The sequence below is a fragment of the Candidatus Erwinia haradaeae genome (assembly GCF_900698955.1).
Classification (GTDB): Bacteria; Pseudomonadota; Gammaproteobacteria; order Enterobacterales; family Enterobacteriaceae; genus Erwinia_E; species Erwinia_E haradaeae_G.
On sequence record NZ_LR217720.1, the window covers coordinates 561268 to 580136 of the forward strand.

Consider the following 18869-nt stretch of genomic DNA (forward strand, 5'->3'; position numbering starts at 1 on the left):
AAGTTGGCTCAAAATAAATAAATATACTAAGATAGTAGATATTATTACAGATATAATTCTAGTTAATTTGTAGAACCAATATAGATGAGAATAAAAATAAACAATCTAGATATAATTAATAAACATTAGAGAAATTTATTTATATATCTACGAGATATTATACAGAAATTGTTAGTAATATCTCACACGACAATGATTAATCTACTTAGTTGAATATTCTTTCATTTTTCTTTTAAAATAATTAGATGCGATTGAAAAACTATAAATTAGAATGGCATGCCTTACAGCCCGCAATAGCACGATTTCAGCATGTCTCACTAGATAATCTAGTAACATATTTAGATTCTTTTTCTGCCGTACAAACACGTCTCTATTATGGACTAGATTTGTTGTTAAAAACACGTGCGCAAGTACCAATAATGATAATTAAAAGCCCTGCGACAGCTTTATATTTTACCCTTCTTCAACGCATCTTATCTTCTCTTACGGAGCATACGAAAGATAAGAGCCCTATACTTTACGGCGGACGTTATGAAATCAATGAAGAAATAGTCCACTGGTATCCTGTAAAAACTATACAGGATAATTTTTCTAGTTCTGGTGGCGTATATCAGGCAGCATGGATTGAGCATAATCATCTTTTTGGTAGTGTTCGTTTTCATCAGTCTAAAATATCCTTATCTCCCGGTTTAGTGCATCGTGCTAACGGTGGAGTATTAATACTTTCGATACGAACTCTTCTCGAACAACCACTAATATGGTTTCGGTTAAAAAAAATGCTTATTCACAAAAAATATGAATGGTATTCACATGATGAGCATGCACCACTACCACTAGATATTCCTTCTATGCCGATGCAATTACGTTTACTTCTATTAGGTGAGCGCGATATGATAGAAGCACTTCAGAATTTAGATTCTGAAGTATCTTCTATCTCTTTGTATAGTGAATTTGAGGATAAGATTGAAATATTCAACGACATGAGCTTGATCAATTGGAGAAGATGGGTGCAAAACGTTGTAGAGGGTTTACCGTGCCCTATGTTAGATCATACCTTCTGGCCAGTGTTAATTCATGAAGGTACGCGTTGGACTGGTGATCAAAGATCACTCCCATTAGATCTAGACTGGATTAGTACACAAGTTCAAGAGGCGATACTATATTCTGATGGACAGATCATCAGCGGAGAAAATCTACAACAAGCTATGAATGCTCGCATATGGCGGGAAGGGTGTCTCGCTGAGAATATACTTAATGATATCATAAAAGAACAAGTTCACATTGACACAAAAGGTGCAGTTATCGGGCAAATTAATGCACTATCTATTATAGAATACCCTGGACACCCCCGTGCTTTTGGAGAGCCTTTACGTATTAGCTGTGTGGTACATTCTGGTGATGGTGAGTTGAATGATGTTGAGCGTAAAGTAGCTCTAGGTGGAAATATTCACTCTAAAGGCCTTATGATCATACAATCGTGGTTAATGTCGGTGTTACAACTAGATCAACCAATGCCATTTTCTGCATCACTGGTCTTTGAACAATCATATACGGAAGTAGATGGCGACAGCGCGTCACTAGCTGCGCTTTGCGCACTAATTAGCGCACTATCATTACAACCCATTAATCAGAAAATAGCAGTCACAGGTTCGCTTGACCAATTTGGTCATGTACAATCCGTAGGTGGCATTAATGAGAAAATTGAAGGATTTTTCCATATCTGTAACAAACGTACTCTCACTGGAAATCAAGGCGTTATTATACCATCTACAAATATTCGCCATCTAGCATTGCATAAAGATGTGATTCATGCCGTACGCAATGAAAAATTTTACATATGGGCGGTATCTAGTGTGGATGAAGCTATTTTTCTATTGACTGGGGTAGCATGGAAAGACGCAGAAAGCCATTCTCTTCTGCGTTTAATACAAACTCGTATTGCAAAATTTACTATGCAAGATACTCGGCATCGAGTAGGGCCCATGCGTTGGCTCAGTTGTCTGAAATAAATATCATTATCTTCCGTGCGAAATCACACATACAATACAGTTCTTTCTGCTATGAAGTTCACCATCTTCTTCTATAATGATGGATAATTGCATCCATAATTAAGAGTATACCCTATGAAAATGAACTAACAATTCAATTATAGCAATTATATCAATCAAAAAATATATTGATAAAATCTCTATGTGGCATAGAGAGATACTACTACATGACTATATGAGTTAGCTAGCGATTCAGCTCGTATTATTTTTTATAACATATACACTACTATATCACTAGTATACTATTGCATATTCTACAAACATTTATGACTACTTGTATGACCATCATAATGAATATCAATAATATAATTTATGCAAATACGCAGTCCAAAAAAAATGGATATTTCAGCTTACCATTGACATATAAGTAATAATGTTTCACAAAACGTACAGAGATAGAACAATATCTATGTGATAAAATGTGCATATCAAAGATATAATATTGTACTGGTAATGCCATTAGCATAGTATATAACAGATATTATACCTAATATCATGTAAATTTAATAATTTAGCGCATGTAGTTTTCTAAATCAGCAATGACCATGGCATCAACTATATCTAATAATACCATTGTATATCAGACTAGTTAAATACAAAATAGTGTCAAGAGGTAATATAGAGTATACACTCTACCAATAAAGATATAAGACTCAATACTCTGTATGATTAACAATATAATAGCGATGCTTTTATCTAAAAACTTATATGATTGATAATCATGTTCTCCGCACCCTCTCACTACACCATTAATCTGAATATATTTCAGAAACTAAAGATATTAATGATATCTCATACGATATTATAATCATATATGATGATATTTTTACCGAGATGGTATGTTATATACAATACGCTGATAAAATGTCTTGTATATGGTTTACCTCGTACAGAACCCAGATATACCATGTGAAAAAATGCCTGCAGCCTACGCTAGAATATCTATGATGATAGATTCTTGATCTTTACCTAAACCATATATCTAGGGGATCTGCTTAATGTCATTAAATCTGTATGCTTATACGTGCTGCTCCAAACTTCATACATATACGAGGTTCATGTAAATATGTTGGATAAATATAGATTTTATACAAAAGAAGATCTGATCGCCTCAAGTCGTGGCGAACTTTTTGGTTCAGAAGGTCCTCCTTTACCATCTGGAAATATGTTAATGTTAGATCGTGTAACACAGATAAACGAGGTTGATGGAAAATATCACAAAGGGTTTGTGTCTGCGGAATTAGATATACATCCCAATCTGTGGTTTTTTTCTTGCCATTTTATCGGTGATCCAGTGATGCCTGGTTGTTTAGGACTAGATGCCATGTGGCAATTAGTGGGTTTTTACCTTGGTTGGTTAGGAGGCGCAGGGAAGGGCCGAGCATTAGGTGTTGGTGAGGTAAAATTTACCGGGCAAGTTTTACCTACCTCTAAGAGAATCTCTTATCTTATTCATATTAAACGTATTATAAAACGTAGGTTAACTATGGGTGTAGCAGATGGTGAAGTTTTAGTGGATGGTAAAATCATTTATACTGCTAATGATTTAAAAGTAGGACTGTTTAAATCAGTTTCCCCTTTCTAATCTAAGAATGGATATAAGAATGGATACTGGATGTATCTTCAATGTTATTATATAAAATACTCTGTATGTAAATAATCCACCTAAATATGCATTTATATTGATTTTAATTACATAAAGAGCGTCATCTATTAAATAATATTGAGATAATTATGTAATAGCCTCCTGCTCCAGTCATGCACAGTAATTACTGTAGCATACAGTTATACATACTCTGGTAGAAAAAATAATAAGAGCAGTGAGTTGTATGTCAATGTTCGATCCTTACAAGGAGGTCATATATCCTGTTTATAATATTCAAACATTTTCTTAATATAACTATCATCGAGGTATGTACCAAACTGCCGCAAAATATCACTATTACTTGACATAATCAATAGTCTTACTACCCTACTTGTTTTAGCTCAATATATATACTTTTTTATTTTGTAGCTTATGTTAGAGAGCAAAAGAGGTAAATCGTAGGATAACTATTGATATACAGTCATATTTTGAGTTGTTTCCATAACTCTTCCCGGTTATACGTATGATGTACACTGCGTCACTCTAACTCCCATACATACGCATCGCATATGCATGCTAGCGTAAAGAATGTATGAGTGCATTGAAATATCACGGCATTGTATTATTTTTGCCTGCTTCATAGAATTGTTTTAGTAATGAAGTAAAACAGGCTAGATCATATATCTTATACAGAACGCTCTTATCCATATTCTACTGATATTAGAATAAAAATATGATGGTAGTGTGTTCATAAAATATTTATACAACGCTGTTGCGTGTCACAAACAATACTTTATTCAGGCATATATAGAAAATCAATGCACTGTTCTAAAAATAGCATCACTAGAAAAATAAATTATTTTCAGTATGAATTGTAGAGAGCGTAAAATACTATTATCAGTATAATATGTATTACTGTTATATCTTTCTGAGGAATAAGGTATATATAACCATACTTTTTCACAATGTATTTATAATACAGCGCTGACTTTTCATACAATCTATCCTTTTTATAAAAACACCGCATAAGCCAGTATAATTATGCTTATGATGGTTATATGCATTGATCATACAAGTGACTGTGTTCTGATACACTTATCCTGAGATGTTGATAATCATTTGTCCATGTCAACAGACAAGAATAGCACTGATGTTCACAATTAACATATGATTGATAATGTTGCCATATCTTTAATATAATACTACTAAAAATATCGAGTACTATACTTTAATCACAGTCATTATTATTGTGTTCATTTCTGTTTATACATGCTGTTTCTTATGTCCATCTTACGTTATTACTATTCTATGAATGTCATGTATTGACATAGAGTAATTACATGTTATTTTTCGTTACTGCTTTCTCGCACTCTTATATTCCATACAATCTTATATATAGCACATTCAATCAAGTAGTCAGTATAATTATTTCTTGAATGCCGCCATATATATGATACTGCAATAACAAGCTGAACTAATGAGATTGAAAACATTAATGGGTATTTAATGCGTAAAAACATTTAGTATGTAGGCTTGTGTTCTGCCGTACTTATGATGACAATAAAACATGACTTCTTCTCATTGCCGATTCACTGCATTCATTTATTCAAAAATCTATCAGTATCATACCATTATATGACATTAATAAGAGTAAACCTGATTTTCTATGATGATTAGAGCATATAATGCAGTAGATAGATATCATGAAAATTTTATTAATAATAAAAACAAGTATTAGCAATCATCTTGTCTGACTATTAGTTTTTATTGATATAAAAGTCCTTTTACCACTTTATGCTATAGTGTTTACTATTATAGATATCTAATAGTCTGTAGAGCTATTCAAACCTTTATATAATTTTCATGCTCTCGTAAAAAACACTATCTTCTCATATATTTAAAATGCTTGTATTATGTATAATCTGTAGTATTTTGATCATAGTTATCATGGAAACGTATCAGTACGTACAATAACACTAACATCCGATATAAAAGATATGTTTATTTATCCATTAGAAAGCATCTATATATTTTGTTAGGACAAACTACAATAAACTGCTTGATAATGAAATAGGTGTAACCATCAATATGAATAACATAGATGATCTGAGCGATAACATGTATGTATAATGTCTACTATGATGTATAATTATGATTAATCACCCTAATCATCATTATACATCCAGGCTACAATAGTAACAAATTTATAATTACATATAATACGTATGCGTATATATGAAGTAGTGTGCTATAAAAATACAAGATACTATAGCAGATACCTACGTCACTTATATAAGTAATGTGCATAATGTGGTGTGTATACAAAAATATTTCTTTCTGTTTAAGAACAGAAGCAATCACGATTCTGGCTGTTCACTAATTTGGAATTTTTCGATAATGAAATGATTTTAAAATTATGATCCTTAACATTTTCAAGCATGTGAACAATAATACTTTAAAAAATGTTATTTTTGTGTCATATCATTGACTGCCTTGGATTCACTCTTTAATTGTGATTAATTTTTATGAAAATATTACTTTAATACTCTAAATTCTTCCTATTCTCTATATAGCTATGAGATGACAGCCAACATTACAGAGCTCAAGAATACTGTCGGTATAAATATCATGTAATGTTACTATATTCAATGCTATATTTACCTATACATAGATTGTCTGAAAAGTCTTCTATTTATTGAGCTTGAGAACATCCATAGCAACGAAAATTTTTATTTTTTAATCTCTGCCTCTAACTAAGTAGAGATTAAAAACGAAAAAAAATTCAAGTCATTACTTTAATATCTTACCTAAGAAGGCTTGCGCACGCTGCGACTGAGGGTAATGAAAAAATATCTTTAGGTGAATATTCTATAATTTTTCCTTTGTCCATAAAAAATATTCTATTAGAAACTCTCCGGGCAAACCCCATTTCGTGAGTTACAACTATCATAGTCATACCTTCATTGGCTAGATTGACTATCACGTCTAACACTTCAGCAATCATTTCTGGATCCAGAGCATAGGTGGGTTTGTCAAATAACATAGCTACAGGGTCCATGCACAGTGCTCGTGCAACAGCAACACGTTGCTGTTGACCTCCAGAAAGTTGATGGAGAAATTGATTGCAGTAGCCTTTCAGACCCATGTGATCTAAAAACATGAGTCCTTTAGTATATGCTTCATGCTGATTACGCTTCAAAACTTTTACTTGAGCTAGAGTGAGATTCCTTATAATAGACAAATGTGGAAATAACTCAAAATGTTGAAATACCATACCAACTTTAGCACGTAGCTGTGATAAATTAGTTTTTTAGAATTTACTATGGTATTATTCACTGTAATAACTCCATTCTGAATCGGCTCTAAACCATTAATAGTTCTAATGAACGTAGATTTCCCAGAACCAGAAGGACCAAAAATAACAACCACCTCCCCTTGTGGACTATAGTTGTGCAATTTATAAGCACCTGGAAATGAGAATACCACTGAGCAACATTTTTTAAGATAATCATCTTATAGTCCTGTTTTTTAAATAGCTAACCAGTAAGGTTACACTTAAGCTAATCATAAAATATACTATTCCAACAAATAATATCATTTCGATCTCTGTACCATTATTTATACCAATAATCTCAGCTGTACGGAAAAAATCAGCAAGATTCAACACATATACTAAGGAGATATCTTGAAACAATGCAATACCCTGTGTAAAAAGAAGAGGTATCATAGATCGGAATGCTTGCGGTAAAATCATTCACTTCATTGACTTACACGGAGTCATGCCTAACGCCAATGCTGCATTTTTCTGACCTTGACGCACACTCAGAATACCAGCGCGAATTATTTCAGAATAATACGCTGCTTCAAAGAGCGAAAAAGCTATGATTGCTGAAACTAAACGAATATCAATTTGCGGTGATATATCACATAGTTGACACAAAATATTCGGTATAATTATATAGAACCATAATAATATCATCACTAACGGCACTGAACGAACAAAATTAATATAAAGTCTAGCCAAACCACATTTAATCTTAAAAGATTAAAAACACATTGCTGCAAGCATAATACCTAACATCAAACCACCAGCTATTGCTGCAAGAGTAATCGTTAAGGTTATAATACTGCCACTCCAAAGCAAGGACAGATAAGGAGTAATTGTACTCCAATCCAAAAGATGCATTATTCTTTCTCTCCATAATGGAGTGGATGAACTTTACGTTCAGCCCATCGCATAAGCAATACAATCAACATGTTGATTGTATTATAAGTGACAGTAATAGCTAGCTGTAAACAACTCATAATCCTGTGCAGAATAATCTAGCAACTTGCCGGCTTGTGCAGACATATCGGCCAGACCAATAGTGGAAGCAATAGCTGAATTTTTTACTAAATTTAGCATTTCTGATATCATTGGTGGGAAAAGAAGAGGATATATATTTGGTAATAACACGTACCGATAAGTTTGTGGTAAAGTCAAACCCATAGTTAAACTGGCATTTTTTGTTCTTTAGATAACGACTGGATCGCCCCTCTTACCTGCTCGCAAATGCGAGCAGCAGTCAATAAACTTAAACATAATACCGAACAAATAAAACATTGTATACTCGAATCAACTTCTGCTTTAAACCACATACCAAAATCATCTGGTAATAATGCAGGTATAATACGATACCAAATAAAAATTGAATAATAAGAGAAATATTTCGAAATACCTCAACGTACATTGCACTCAAAAAAGAACATAAAAGATTGGAACAGTACGTAAAATACCTAATGTTATACCGATAGTAAAAGCAATGACCCAAGAAGATATGGACACACTAACGGTGACAAATAACCCTGATATTAACCATCCCAAATATGTGGTATTATCAAATGATGCGAGCTGTAGAAGAATGTCCCGGTTCGAAATAATAGACATACAATGTTCCTCATACATAGCAGTGCTTGCTACCGCAAAAATCAATATTACATCAAACTGTTACAACCCCTCTTTTGTCAGAGATTGATCCCTATCCATAATTTTAATATTGCTTCTTCTGGTAATAAACTAACATCAACTTATCTCGCTTCCTAACTACGAACTACGGTAACTGATATCGTTACTACAAGCACATAGCAGTATTATGAGATTCATCATAGTAAACATACAATAATCGATGAAGAAATGTTGTTGATCATCATAGAGGTAAATCTTGAGATGCGCTATTTGCATAGGATGGATATCTAATGGCGCGTCTCTCGCAAGTAATACAACTTATTACAAAGACTCCTGCATAGCAAGAGCAGACGTTACTCTAATGCTTGATCACTGGAATATTGAACTAACCTCTCCATATCCTTAGATATTGGAAAATTCATATTAATATTTTTGGTGGAATAACTTCCGTGAACAATTTTTTATACCATTGTTTAGCTATACCAGAAGCGTGTATCTGCATAATAGTATTATTAATTATGTTTTGAAATTCTTCATCGCCTTGACGCAACATACATCAATAAACTTCATGGCATGCGGTAACCCGATAATTACCCAATCCGATAGTTTTTTAATTTAGCTCGCTCTCCAGCTAATAGGGCCTCATCCATTACAAATGCTATAGCGCGACCACTTTCTAAGACACGAAAAGCATCGCTATGATCTTTAGCACTAATAATCCGCATCTTCATATTCTGTGCGTCATTCATTTTATTTAGCAGAACTTCAGAGAAGTACTAGAAGTTACAACCACGTTTTTTTCTTTAAGGTCTTCTAATTCTTTTAGAAAAACCCTCTTCTTAACTAACATACGAATTCCAACAATAAAGATACTTTTTGAGAAAGAGATCTGTTTCTCCCTCGTCAGGGTATGTGTCGTTGAGCCGCATTCAAAGTCATATGTACCATTTTGTAAAAAAGGAATGCGGTTCTGTGAAGTAATGGGTAACATTTTTACCTTAAGGTTAGGTTTGTTAAGTTTTTTCTTAATGGCAGAGACAATAGCATGAGAATAATCCTGGGAATATCCGATAACTTTGTGATTATTATCATAGTAAGAAAATGGAATAGAAGATTCACGATGCACGACTACAATAACACCATATTTAGAAATATTATCTAGAGTAGATATATTCCTGCGCATATCAGAAGGTATTAATGTTTTTATTCTCAGAATAAGAAAAATAAAGTGCAATAAAAATTAGCGTTAAAACAACACCCAGTTTCTGCAAAAACAAAGACTACTCCTCTACCTTACTTAAAGATAGATCTCATATTAAGATTTAGATTGAAAATCATTTATAGTTATAAGAGTAGGGTGAAACATCTTGAGATAAGAGTACTTTTGGTATTATCAGGGCAAAACTGTGATATATCATGCTGTATTGCTATCAGTACACACTTGGCATACTTAGGAGATAGGTTATCTTCCATATAGCTATTCTAATCTTAGGAGATTACAGATGTACTATGCATAGTGTACTTCACTAACATGGATATTTTTTATTATTCTATCGTACATAGACCATATATATCTATAAACTTTTCGCATAGTCAATCATACAATATTTTTTTACACACCAGCTACAAGCACATGACTCTGCCACAGAGAATATCGATCTTAGTACGTGTAATGTGAATGAATATTGCGTATGATATCATCATAAAGATTTATCACTAATATGATATCATCAATAATGACCACCTGAAATTCTAAAAAATTCACCAAGTATACAGTAAAAATATACTATCGGAAATATACTAATCATCTCTCATGGTGTTAAGGCGACAAATCAGTGCTCATCAAGTCTATTCCATAATCATTTGCAATATTATATGAATCATGTAAAAAGTACTTCTAATGATCTATATGATCTTTAAATTGACAATAGATAAGATGCTATAAAGGCTATACCTTTATTATTTATGATAAAAAATTATACTTGTGCTCTCATATACAAAAAATTTAGGGGTTATAAGCATGATTACAGAAAAAACGTCACGGTTATATTGACATAAAATACCTAAATATTTTTATATATTTTATCTTCACCTGCTAACTAAATCGTAAATAACTTACCATCTCTGAACATCACTAAAATATTTGTATATATTTATGTTCTATTAACATAATTTATATATACCTCACCATCTAATATGGCAGAATATCTATTATATGATAATACCACTAAAATCTTATCTTTATGTTGATAATGTAAGATAGATAATTTAATAATAAAAATATTTTCTCTACAGAGTTAGGATTTTTAAATCCTATATTTATTATCGGTTGAAGCTCATTAATAATTCACCTCCTGTCTTCATAGATAAAATATTTAGTATATACGATTATTACACTTCGCTCTTTACATTCTTGCTGTATACATCAAGATACATGTCCTCTTTCGCTTCATACTAAATAGAATTTCCAGAATAACGACGTAGTATTATATATCGCATCAATACTCAAACTTTCTGAATATTTTGTACGAATGACATTCGTATACTGCATCAAACTGCACTAAACAATATGCTGCAATAACGATGATATTACTAGAGCGAAGAAATGCATAGCTTCTCTGGACATACTATGAAACATGAAAACAACATATAAAATCTAGAAAACAGTTAACTATCCTATCTCCTAAATGGAACGATAGTTTTTTATCAAAGCATATGAAATTTTCAATAGACATTGCAAGTGATTAAAAATACACTGTCATACAAAACAAAGCTGCTTAGTCAGCATGACTACTATGATTAAAAAAAATCCTTACCTGATCTTTTTAGATATATGATCTTATCAAACATCTAGTGTATTCTAATGGTTGTTAATGTGATCAGTATCAGCTTGAATGGCATGAATTAATTCTAATATATCTTCTGGTAATGGTGCATGCCATTCCATGAGCACGCCAGATATCGGATGATGGAGACGTAACATTGTCGCATGCAGCGCCTGACGGTTAAAGGCACGTACAAGGGCTATCACATGTTCTGAATTTCCCTTGGAAAAACCACAACGACCAGCATATAAAGGATCGCCGACTACTGGGTGGGAGATATACGACAGATGCACACGGATCTGATGTGTGCGACCCGTTTCAAGTTGTAATCTGATCCAAGTGTAACCACGGAACGCCCTGATTATACGATAATGTGTGACAGAAGCTTTACCCATAGCGTGGACTGCCATATGGGTGCGTTTAGTCATGTGACGACCGATTGGCGCATCCACTTTTCCACCAGAGATCATACATCCAATGACTATTGCTTCATATTCACGAGTAATGATGCGATTCTTTAAAGCCGCAAGAAGATGAATATACGCAGGAATAGTCTTTGCTATTACCATTAATCCTGTTGTATCTTTATCTAAACGATGCACAATACCTGCTCGAGGCACAGAAACAAGCGTTGGTAAGTAGTATAGCAGTGCGTTTAAAAGGGTATCATTAATATGACCTGCGCCAGGATGTACAACTAATTTGCTAGGCTTATTGAGCAAAAGAATATGATCGTCTTCATAAACAATATTTAGTGGTATATCTTTTGCTTCCCAACATTCTTTTTCTTCGGAGGTTGCACTAATCTCGATCACTGCACCGCTAAATACTTTGTATTTCGCTTTATCAATGATCGCACCGTTAACAGTAACACATCGATTCTTAATCCATTTTTGTAAATGAGAACGTGAATATTGTGGAAATAATTGAGTCAAAGATTGATCTAGTCGTTGTCCAAATTCTAGTTTTGAGATCGTGGCATGAAGTTTTACTTGTTCGATCATAAATAATAGTGTCTTCCATGAATATATTAGACTATCATATGAAGATCATTTCATATAATATCTAGTGATACAATAGTGTAAACGAAAGTGTACAACATAAAGAAGCTTAGTAAGTCGCCTCATCCATGACTCTACGAGGATTAGAAAATCTGCATGACAAATATAAAATATCTACTAACTGCAGTAAGCTTGAGTGTGTGGTTATGCGGATGCTCTCAATCAATAAACACTTCTCCTGATCAGTTCCCTATAAAAATTTTTGCTTCTGCTGAAAAAAAAATAAAGGACGGTAGATGGAAAGAAGCTATTACTCAGTTAGAATCAATTTATGCTCGTTATCCCTTTAGCCCTTATTCCCAACAAATTCAGGTTGATTTGGTGTATGCCTATTATAAAAATAGCAATCTCTCTTTAGCATTAGAAGCTATTGATCGCTTTATGCGCCTATATCCAAATTATGCAAACATGGATTATATCATATATATTCGTGGTCTTACATATATGGCACAGGATCATAATCCAATACATACTTTATTTCATATTAATCGATCGGATCGTGATCCATTTTACAGACTATCTGCATTTGATAGTTTCTCGCAATTAATACGAAACTATCCAAATAGTCGATATGCCAAATCTTCGCGCGATCATCTTATTTACTTAAAAGAGCGTCAAGCTCAATATGATTTATCCGTAGCTGAATTTTACGCACAACGTCAAGCTTATGTGGCAGTGGTAAACCGTGTAGCAAAAATGCTGACAGATTATCCGGATACAAAAGCAACTAAAAAAGCCTTACCATTAATGGAAAATGCTTATCGTCAATTACATTTAGACATGGAAGCCAAACAAGTTACAAGCATAATAGCTGCTAACACAGAGTAATTCTATGTGCGAATGACAATGTATCACCGTAATGTGATATCACTTGTGCAAGTATAGTGCAGAAAATATCTCATATGACATTTTTATCAAAAACATGCATCACTTTCCCGAAATAAAATATGAATATCACAGAATCATGACGTAATACGATAAAAGACAATAGTCTCTTTTATTTTTTTTGAAAATACTGCCCTATTTATTATTTAGTGTATTTATTCGAAGAATAAAGAGATCCTGAATGTTACATTATAATGACTTTTATAATCTTACGATTATTTTAAAAGAGGTGTCTAACAACAAAATATTAATTTTATACTATCTCTGATAGAAGCATGTAATAACACTGAACACATACTCATGAGATTATTCTATCGAAGCCTTGCCGATATAACATATACCGATACACATACGTAAAATTTTTTCAAAAATTATTGGTACTGCAAAGTATAAAGAAATTTTCGTTATTGATTCATATATTTAGTAACTTCAATCTATTTTCTTACAGAAAATAGTTATACATGTTTATATCGATTTCATAACTGTTGGAAGTGAAATAAAGTGTATTGATATATATATTGATGATGCCACCATCAATATAAAAACAGTCTGTCTCTACAAATCAATATGCTATTTCGCCAAGTATGATCATGACGTGAAAGATCACATTTATATCTCTTTACTCTCTGAGTATTATTACTACTTTATAGTATAATCTCAAAATTATTAGTTCTTTATCGAGGTAATCTAGTAAAAAGATGGTGAGAAAGCTAGTGACATTCCCATGTTTTACTATTAAAGATCACTTATTGGTATAAGTAGCGTGCATCTATCTACAAGATACTTCATCACATCTTTGATGATATATAATTTATCTATAGCATGTTACAATGCATAAATATTTGAATATGTTCAAATAGATAAGGAAAGCAATATGTCTGAACCTATTAAGCATGATGCTAGCACTATAGCAGGAAAATTTCTTGGTAAACCAACAGTATACCATGATACTTATCAGCCATCACTGTTACACGCTGTGCCACGTAGCTTGAACCGTGAATTATTAGGCCAGGATTTCCAACCAACGAAATTAATAGGACAAGACCTTTTGACATTATATGAAGTGTCTTGGTTAAACCAAAAAGGATTACCGCAAGTAGCTATTGGAAACGTCATACTAAGTATGCACACTATAAATTTAATTGAATCAAAAAGCCTTAAGTTATATCTCAATAGCTTGAATCAAACTCATTTTACTGACATAGATGCTGTACAAAAAACAATAGAACGCGATTTAAGTGATTGTGCCATTGGATTAGTCAAAGTTATCTTATTGCGACTAAAAGATATAAAAGATGTAATTACTGATGGCTTATCTGGTTTTTGTATTGATGAGCAGAATATTGCTATTAATAGCTACACAGTTAACCCTCACTACCTGTGTAATATTACAACTCAAGATATTGTTAAAGAGCAATTAATTAGCCATCTATTCAAATCTAATTGTTTAATTACAAGACAGCCAGACTGGGCCACAGTACAAATTAGTTATTATGGACCACGCATGAATTACACAGCATTATTACATTATCTTGTATCCTATCGACAACACAATGAGTTTCACGAACAATGTGCCGAGCGAATTTTTTATGATATATTGCGATACTGCAAACCACATCAACTTAGCGTATACCTTCGTTACACGCGACGAGGGGGGATAGATATTAACCCTTGGCGCAGTAATACCGAATTTGTACCGACTACATGCCGTCTTGCACGTCAATAAAAATATTTATAAGCGCATCTGATTAAAAGAAATGTCAATTTTTAGCGCATGAATTCTTTTGATAAAGCAGTGACTGTGAATAAAATACCTAGTTATTCATAACTGAAGATCGAAATACAATAGAGATAAGAAATGAATATATTAATAAGGAAAGGGTCCAATAATCCATATATGATATGCATCATCTCTTAAGTCATTAAACTACAGATAAAATATCACAGATACATTTCATGATAAATATAAGTACATACTGGTTGATTCTCCATTGCGCTGTACAAGAAAAACTTTTAATGTAATGGATCCTATCTTGCAAAAATCTTGTGATAATGAACAAAATACAAATCTCTAATACAGAGATTCTCTCTAAATTCTCAATGTTCTACTCAAAATACCAGTATCTGATATTCATATTCATATTCATATTCATATTCATTATCGCATGTTATATCGTTAACACGACTAATACTACCTGAAAGAATTGCATATAATCTAGTATAAATCACCTAGCATTTAGCGTGCCTATAACAACATATAAATATATTCAACACATGTTGATATCATTATGTAGTAATAGATACATAATGTATTTATGTGACCCTATCCTTTATGTGATCTCACACAAAGCATGAAAGATTATTTTCTGATTCTATACTGCTACATAACGTCATGGTTATTGAACCGACTAGTTCTAATCAGATAACGAGTCTAGTTAGATTAGTATATTTCATTGACAATCACTTAACCTTAAGACGTACACTAAATATGAAGTAAACAATAGGCTAAGATAGCATTGAGTACTACGCTACAATATAGAAAGAAATTATTCTATATATAGATTGTGTATCCATTTTCTTGATATGTTGTAAAAAAATTACACCACATATTATGTCGAATATTACAGCCAGATAGTTGAAAAACATATCTACAGTTAGGTGACAGATAGATCGAAAAAGATAGCCACATTCAATAACAGCACAATGGAAAAGAAAATATAACATCATAATATAACAAAAATAGTAGTAATGCTGTACGACATAAAATATTTACAATAAAATTGTATGAGCACTTTATATTTTTGTTTTAAAAATTACTGAATTTTTTTTCTCATTATACTGCCCCATCCGATGAAAGTTTAAATAACGATAAGTATCCATGGCAGTAACATTAACTTTTTGCATAAAATAATGATATTCCGATGTTGTAGGTAGTTTTCCTAGAATGGATGCAATCGCAGTTAGTTCAGCAGAAGCCAGAAAAACCTGAGCATCATTACCAAGGCGGTTTGGGAAATTGCGTGTAGAAGTTGAAACCACTGTCGAACGATCAGATACACGAGCTTGATTACCCATGCATAGTGAACAACCAGGCATTTCCATACGTACGCCACTATTTTTAAAAATACTATAATAACCTTCTTGATTAAGCTGTTCTGCATCCATTTTTGTAGGAGGCGCCATCCATAAATCAGTTGGAAGAGAATCTACTTTACTGCACTGCAATAGTTTACCAGCCACACGAAAGTGTCCAATATTAGTCATGCATGATCCAATAAAAGCCTCGTTTATAATCGTTCCCGAAAAATTAGATAGCAAACAAGCATGATCTGGATCGTTAGGCGCGCATAAAATTGGTTCTGTAATCTCTGTCAGGTCAATAGTTAGGATTTCTAAATATGTGGCATCTTTGTCACTTTCCAAAAGGGCTGGGTGATCTAACCATTTTTCCATATGCTTTATGCGGCGTTCAATCGCACACGCATTACCATAACCTTCACGGATCATCCATTTTAAAAGAACAACATTAGAACTTAAATACTCAATAATTGGATTTAAGCTCAACTGAATCACGCACCCAGCCGCAGAGCGTTCCGCAGAAGCATCCGATAACTCAAATGCTTGTTCTACTTTCAAATCTGGTAGACCTTCAATCTCGAGAATTCTACCTGAGAAGATATTTTTCTTACCTCTCTTATCAAGAGTTAAGAGACCTGCTTTAATGGCATATAATGGAATCGAATGCACTATATCTCGTAAAGTAATACCAGGTTGCATTTTTCCGATAAAACGCACTAATACTGATTCCGGCATGTCCAGCGGCATTACCCCAGTAGCGGCGGCAAATGCCACTAAACCTGAACCCGCTGGAAAAGAAATACCTATAGGAAAACGGGTGTGTGAATCCCCACCAGTACCAACTGTATCTGGCAAAAGCATACGGTTTAGCCAACTATGTATAATGCCGTCTCCGGGGCGTAAAGAGATACCACCGCGATCCATAATAAATCTCGGTAACGTTTTATGGGTTAGTGTATCTATGGTCTGAGGGTAAGCGGAAGTGTGACAAAAAGATTGCATTACAAGATCTGCTGAAAAGTGAAGACATGCTAGATCTTTTAACTCATCTCGCGTCATGGGTCCCGTTGTATCCTGAGAGCCTACAGAAGTGATTTTAGGTTCACAATACATACCAGGGTGGACCCCTTGAACGCCACAAGCGCGACCGACAATTTTCTGTGCTAACGAAAAGCTGTTTTTTGTTTCCGTGATCACTGGTCCTTTTAAAAAAATTTTGCTATCTGGTAAAGATAAGGATAGACGCGCTTTTGCAGTTAAAGCACGACCAATAATTAATGCAATACGACCACCAGCACGTACTGCATCAAATAATACTTCTGTTTTCAATGAAAAATTAGATAGGATTTTATGAGTGAAATGATCACGAATGGTACCTTCATACGGATAAATATCCACTATATCACCCATGTTCAGAGCAGCTACGTCAACCTCAATGGGTAAAGCACCAGAATCTTCCATGGTATTAAAGAAAATAGGCGCTATACTGCTTCCAAGACATATCCCCCCCGCTCTTTTGTTAGGACAATATGGAATATCATTTCCCATAAACCATAATACTGAATTAGCAGCCGACTTACGTGATGAACCAGTACCAACTACATCACCAACATACGCTAAAGGAAAGCCTTTTTTCTTTAAAGATTGAATTTGTTTTATGGGACCTCTGTAACCTGGCTGATCTGGTTGAATTCCTTCACGAGGATTTTTAAGCATTGCTAATGCATGTAATGGGATATCTGGACGAGACCACGCATCCGGTGCCGGTGAAAGATCATCCGTATTACTTTCACCAATCACTTTAAACACTGTAATGGTGATTTTTTTCGCTACTTCAGGGCGTGTAACAAACCACTCAGCATGTGCCCAAGAATGTATAATTTGTTGAGCATATACATTCCCTTTCTTCGCTCTATCTTCTACTTCATAGAACAAGTCAAATATTAATATGGTATGAATCATCGCTTTTACAGCAAAAATAGCTAATTTTTTATTATCCAGTATGCGAAGAAGGGCGTGGATGTTATATCCACCCTGCATTGTACCCAGTAGCTCTACCGCTTTTTGAGGCTTAATCAATGGAGACGTTTTTTGACCTATCGCAATAGATTCTAAAAATGAAGCCTTTATACATGCTGCTTCATCAACACCAGGTGGAACTCTATTTGCTAATAAATCCAGTAGTAACGCTTCCTCACCAACAGGTGGTACCTGTAATAATTGTGATAATTGAATCACTTGGTGTGCCTCTAAAGCTTTTGGAGCAATCCCTTTGAATTCGCGTTCTAAAACATGCTTACGATACTCTTCTAACATGATATTCTCCTTGTTCTCATATATTGTATTCCTTATGTTAATGGGAGAAGATGTAGAACCCTTATACAATGAATATATAAGTGTTATAGGAAATCATTTCCCTAATGTACATTATAATAAAATAGA

Annotated in this window: 6 protein-coding genes and 4 pseudogenes; 4 read left to right on the forward strand and 6 right to left on the reverse strand. The window is 33.6% G+C overall.

What is annotated here, in order from left to right; translation table 11 throughout:
* The first annotated feature begins 251 nt into the window (after window positions 1–251).
* Together ERCILAFE3058_RS01810 and fabA are read left to right on the forward strand one after the other, a co-directional pair.
* Entirely contained in the window at window positions 252–2009 is a 1758-nt protein-coding gene (locus ERCILAFE3058_RS01810) for an AAA family ATPase (RefSeq protein WP_157989763.1), read from the forward strand.
* Between the two features lie 1105 nt (window positions 2010–3114).
* Window positions 3115–3633 (forward strand): bifunctional 3-hydroxydecanoyl-ACP dehydratase/trans-2-decenoyl-ACP isomerase, encoded by a 519-nt coding sequence (gene fabA / locus ERCILAFE3058_RS01815; RefSeq protein ID WP_157989764.1) that lies wholly within the window; start codon window positions 3115–3117, stop codon window positions 3631–3633.
* A gap of 2790 nt (window positions 3634–6423) precedes the next feature.
* Here the strand turns inward: fabA and ERCILAFE3058_RS01820 are convergent.
* The 5 genes and pseudogenes from ERCILAFE3058_RS01820 to rluD form a co-directional block, all read right to left on the reverse strand.
* A pseudogene (locus tag ERCILAFE3058_RS01820) lies at window positions 6424–7145 on the reverse strand (amino acid ABC transporter ATP-binding protein).
* Window positions 7142–7819 (reverse strand): annotated as a pseudogene (locus ERCILAFE3058_RS01825) (ABC transporter permease subunit). The pseudogenes ERCILAFE3058_RS01820 and ERCILAFE3058_RS01825 overlap by 4 nt, the downstream one beginning before the upstream one ends.
* Window positions 7819–8560: pseudogene (locus ERCILAFE3058_RS01830) on the reverse strand (amino acid ABC transporter permease). Before ERCILAFE3058_RS01830 ends, ERCILAFE3058_RS01825 begins: the two co-directional pseudogenes overlap by 1 nt.
* Window positions 8561–8931: 371 nt before the next feature.
* Window positions 8932–9761, reverse strand: a pseudogene (locus ERCILAFE3058_RS01835) (glutamate/aspartate ABC transporter substrate-binding protein).
* Between the two features lie 1677 nt (window positions 9762–11438).
* Window positions 11439–12407 carry a 23S rRNA pseudouridine(1911/1915/1917) synthase RluD gene (gene rluD / locus ERCILAFE3058_RS01840; protein WP_157989765.1) on the reverse strand — a complete coding sequence of 323 codons (969 nt, stop codon included), beginning with the start codon at window positions 12405–12407 and terminating at the stop codon, window positions 11439–11441.
* A gap of 153 nt (window positions 12408–12560) precedes the next feature.
* Between rluD and bamD the strand changes: the two genes are divergently transcribed.
* Both bamD and queF read left to right on the forward strand, forming a co-directional pair.
* The gene (bamD, locus tag ERCILAFE3058_RS01845) at window positions 12561–13292 is read left to right on the forward strand and encodes an outer membrane protein assembly factor BamD (RefSeq protein ID WP_157989766.1); all 732 of its coding nucleotides are present in this window, start codon (window positions 12561–12563) and stop codon (window positions 13290–13292) included.
* Window positions 13293–14223: 931 nt separating this feature from the next.
* A complete protein-coding gene (gene queF / locus ERCILAFE3058_RS01850; protein WP_157989767.1) occupies window positions 14224–15075 on the forward strand; it encodes an NADPH-dependent 7-cyano-7-deazaguanine reductase QueF in 852 nt (283 codons plus the stop codon).
* A gap of 1067 nt (window positions 15076–16142) precedes the next feature.
* On the opposite strand, the gene acnB is transcribed toward queF, so the two are convergent.
* The gene (gene acnB, locus ERCILAFE3058_RS01855; RefSeq protein WP_157989768.1) at window positions 16143–18743 is read right to left on the reverse strand and encodes a bifunctional aconitate hydratase 2/2-methylisocitrate dehydratase; all 2601 of its coding nucleotides are present in this window, start codon (window positions 18741–18743) and stop codon (window positions 16143–16145) included.
* Between the last annotated feature and the right edge of the window lie 126 nt (window positions 18744–18869).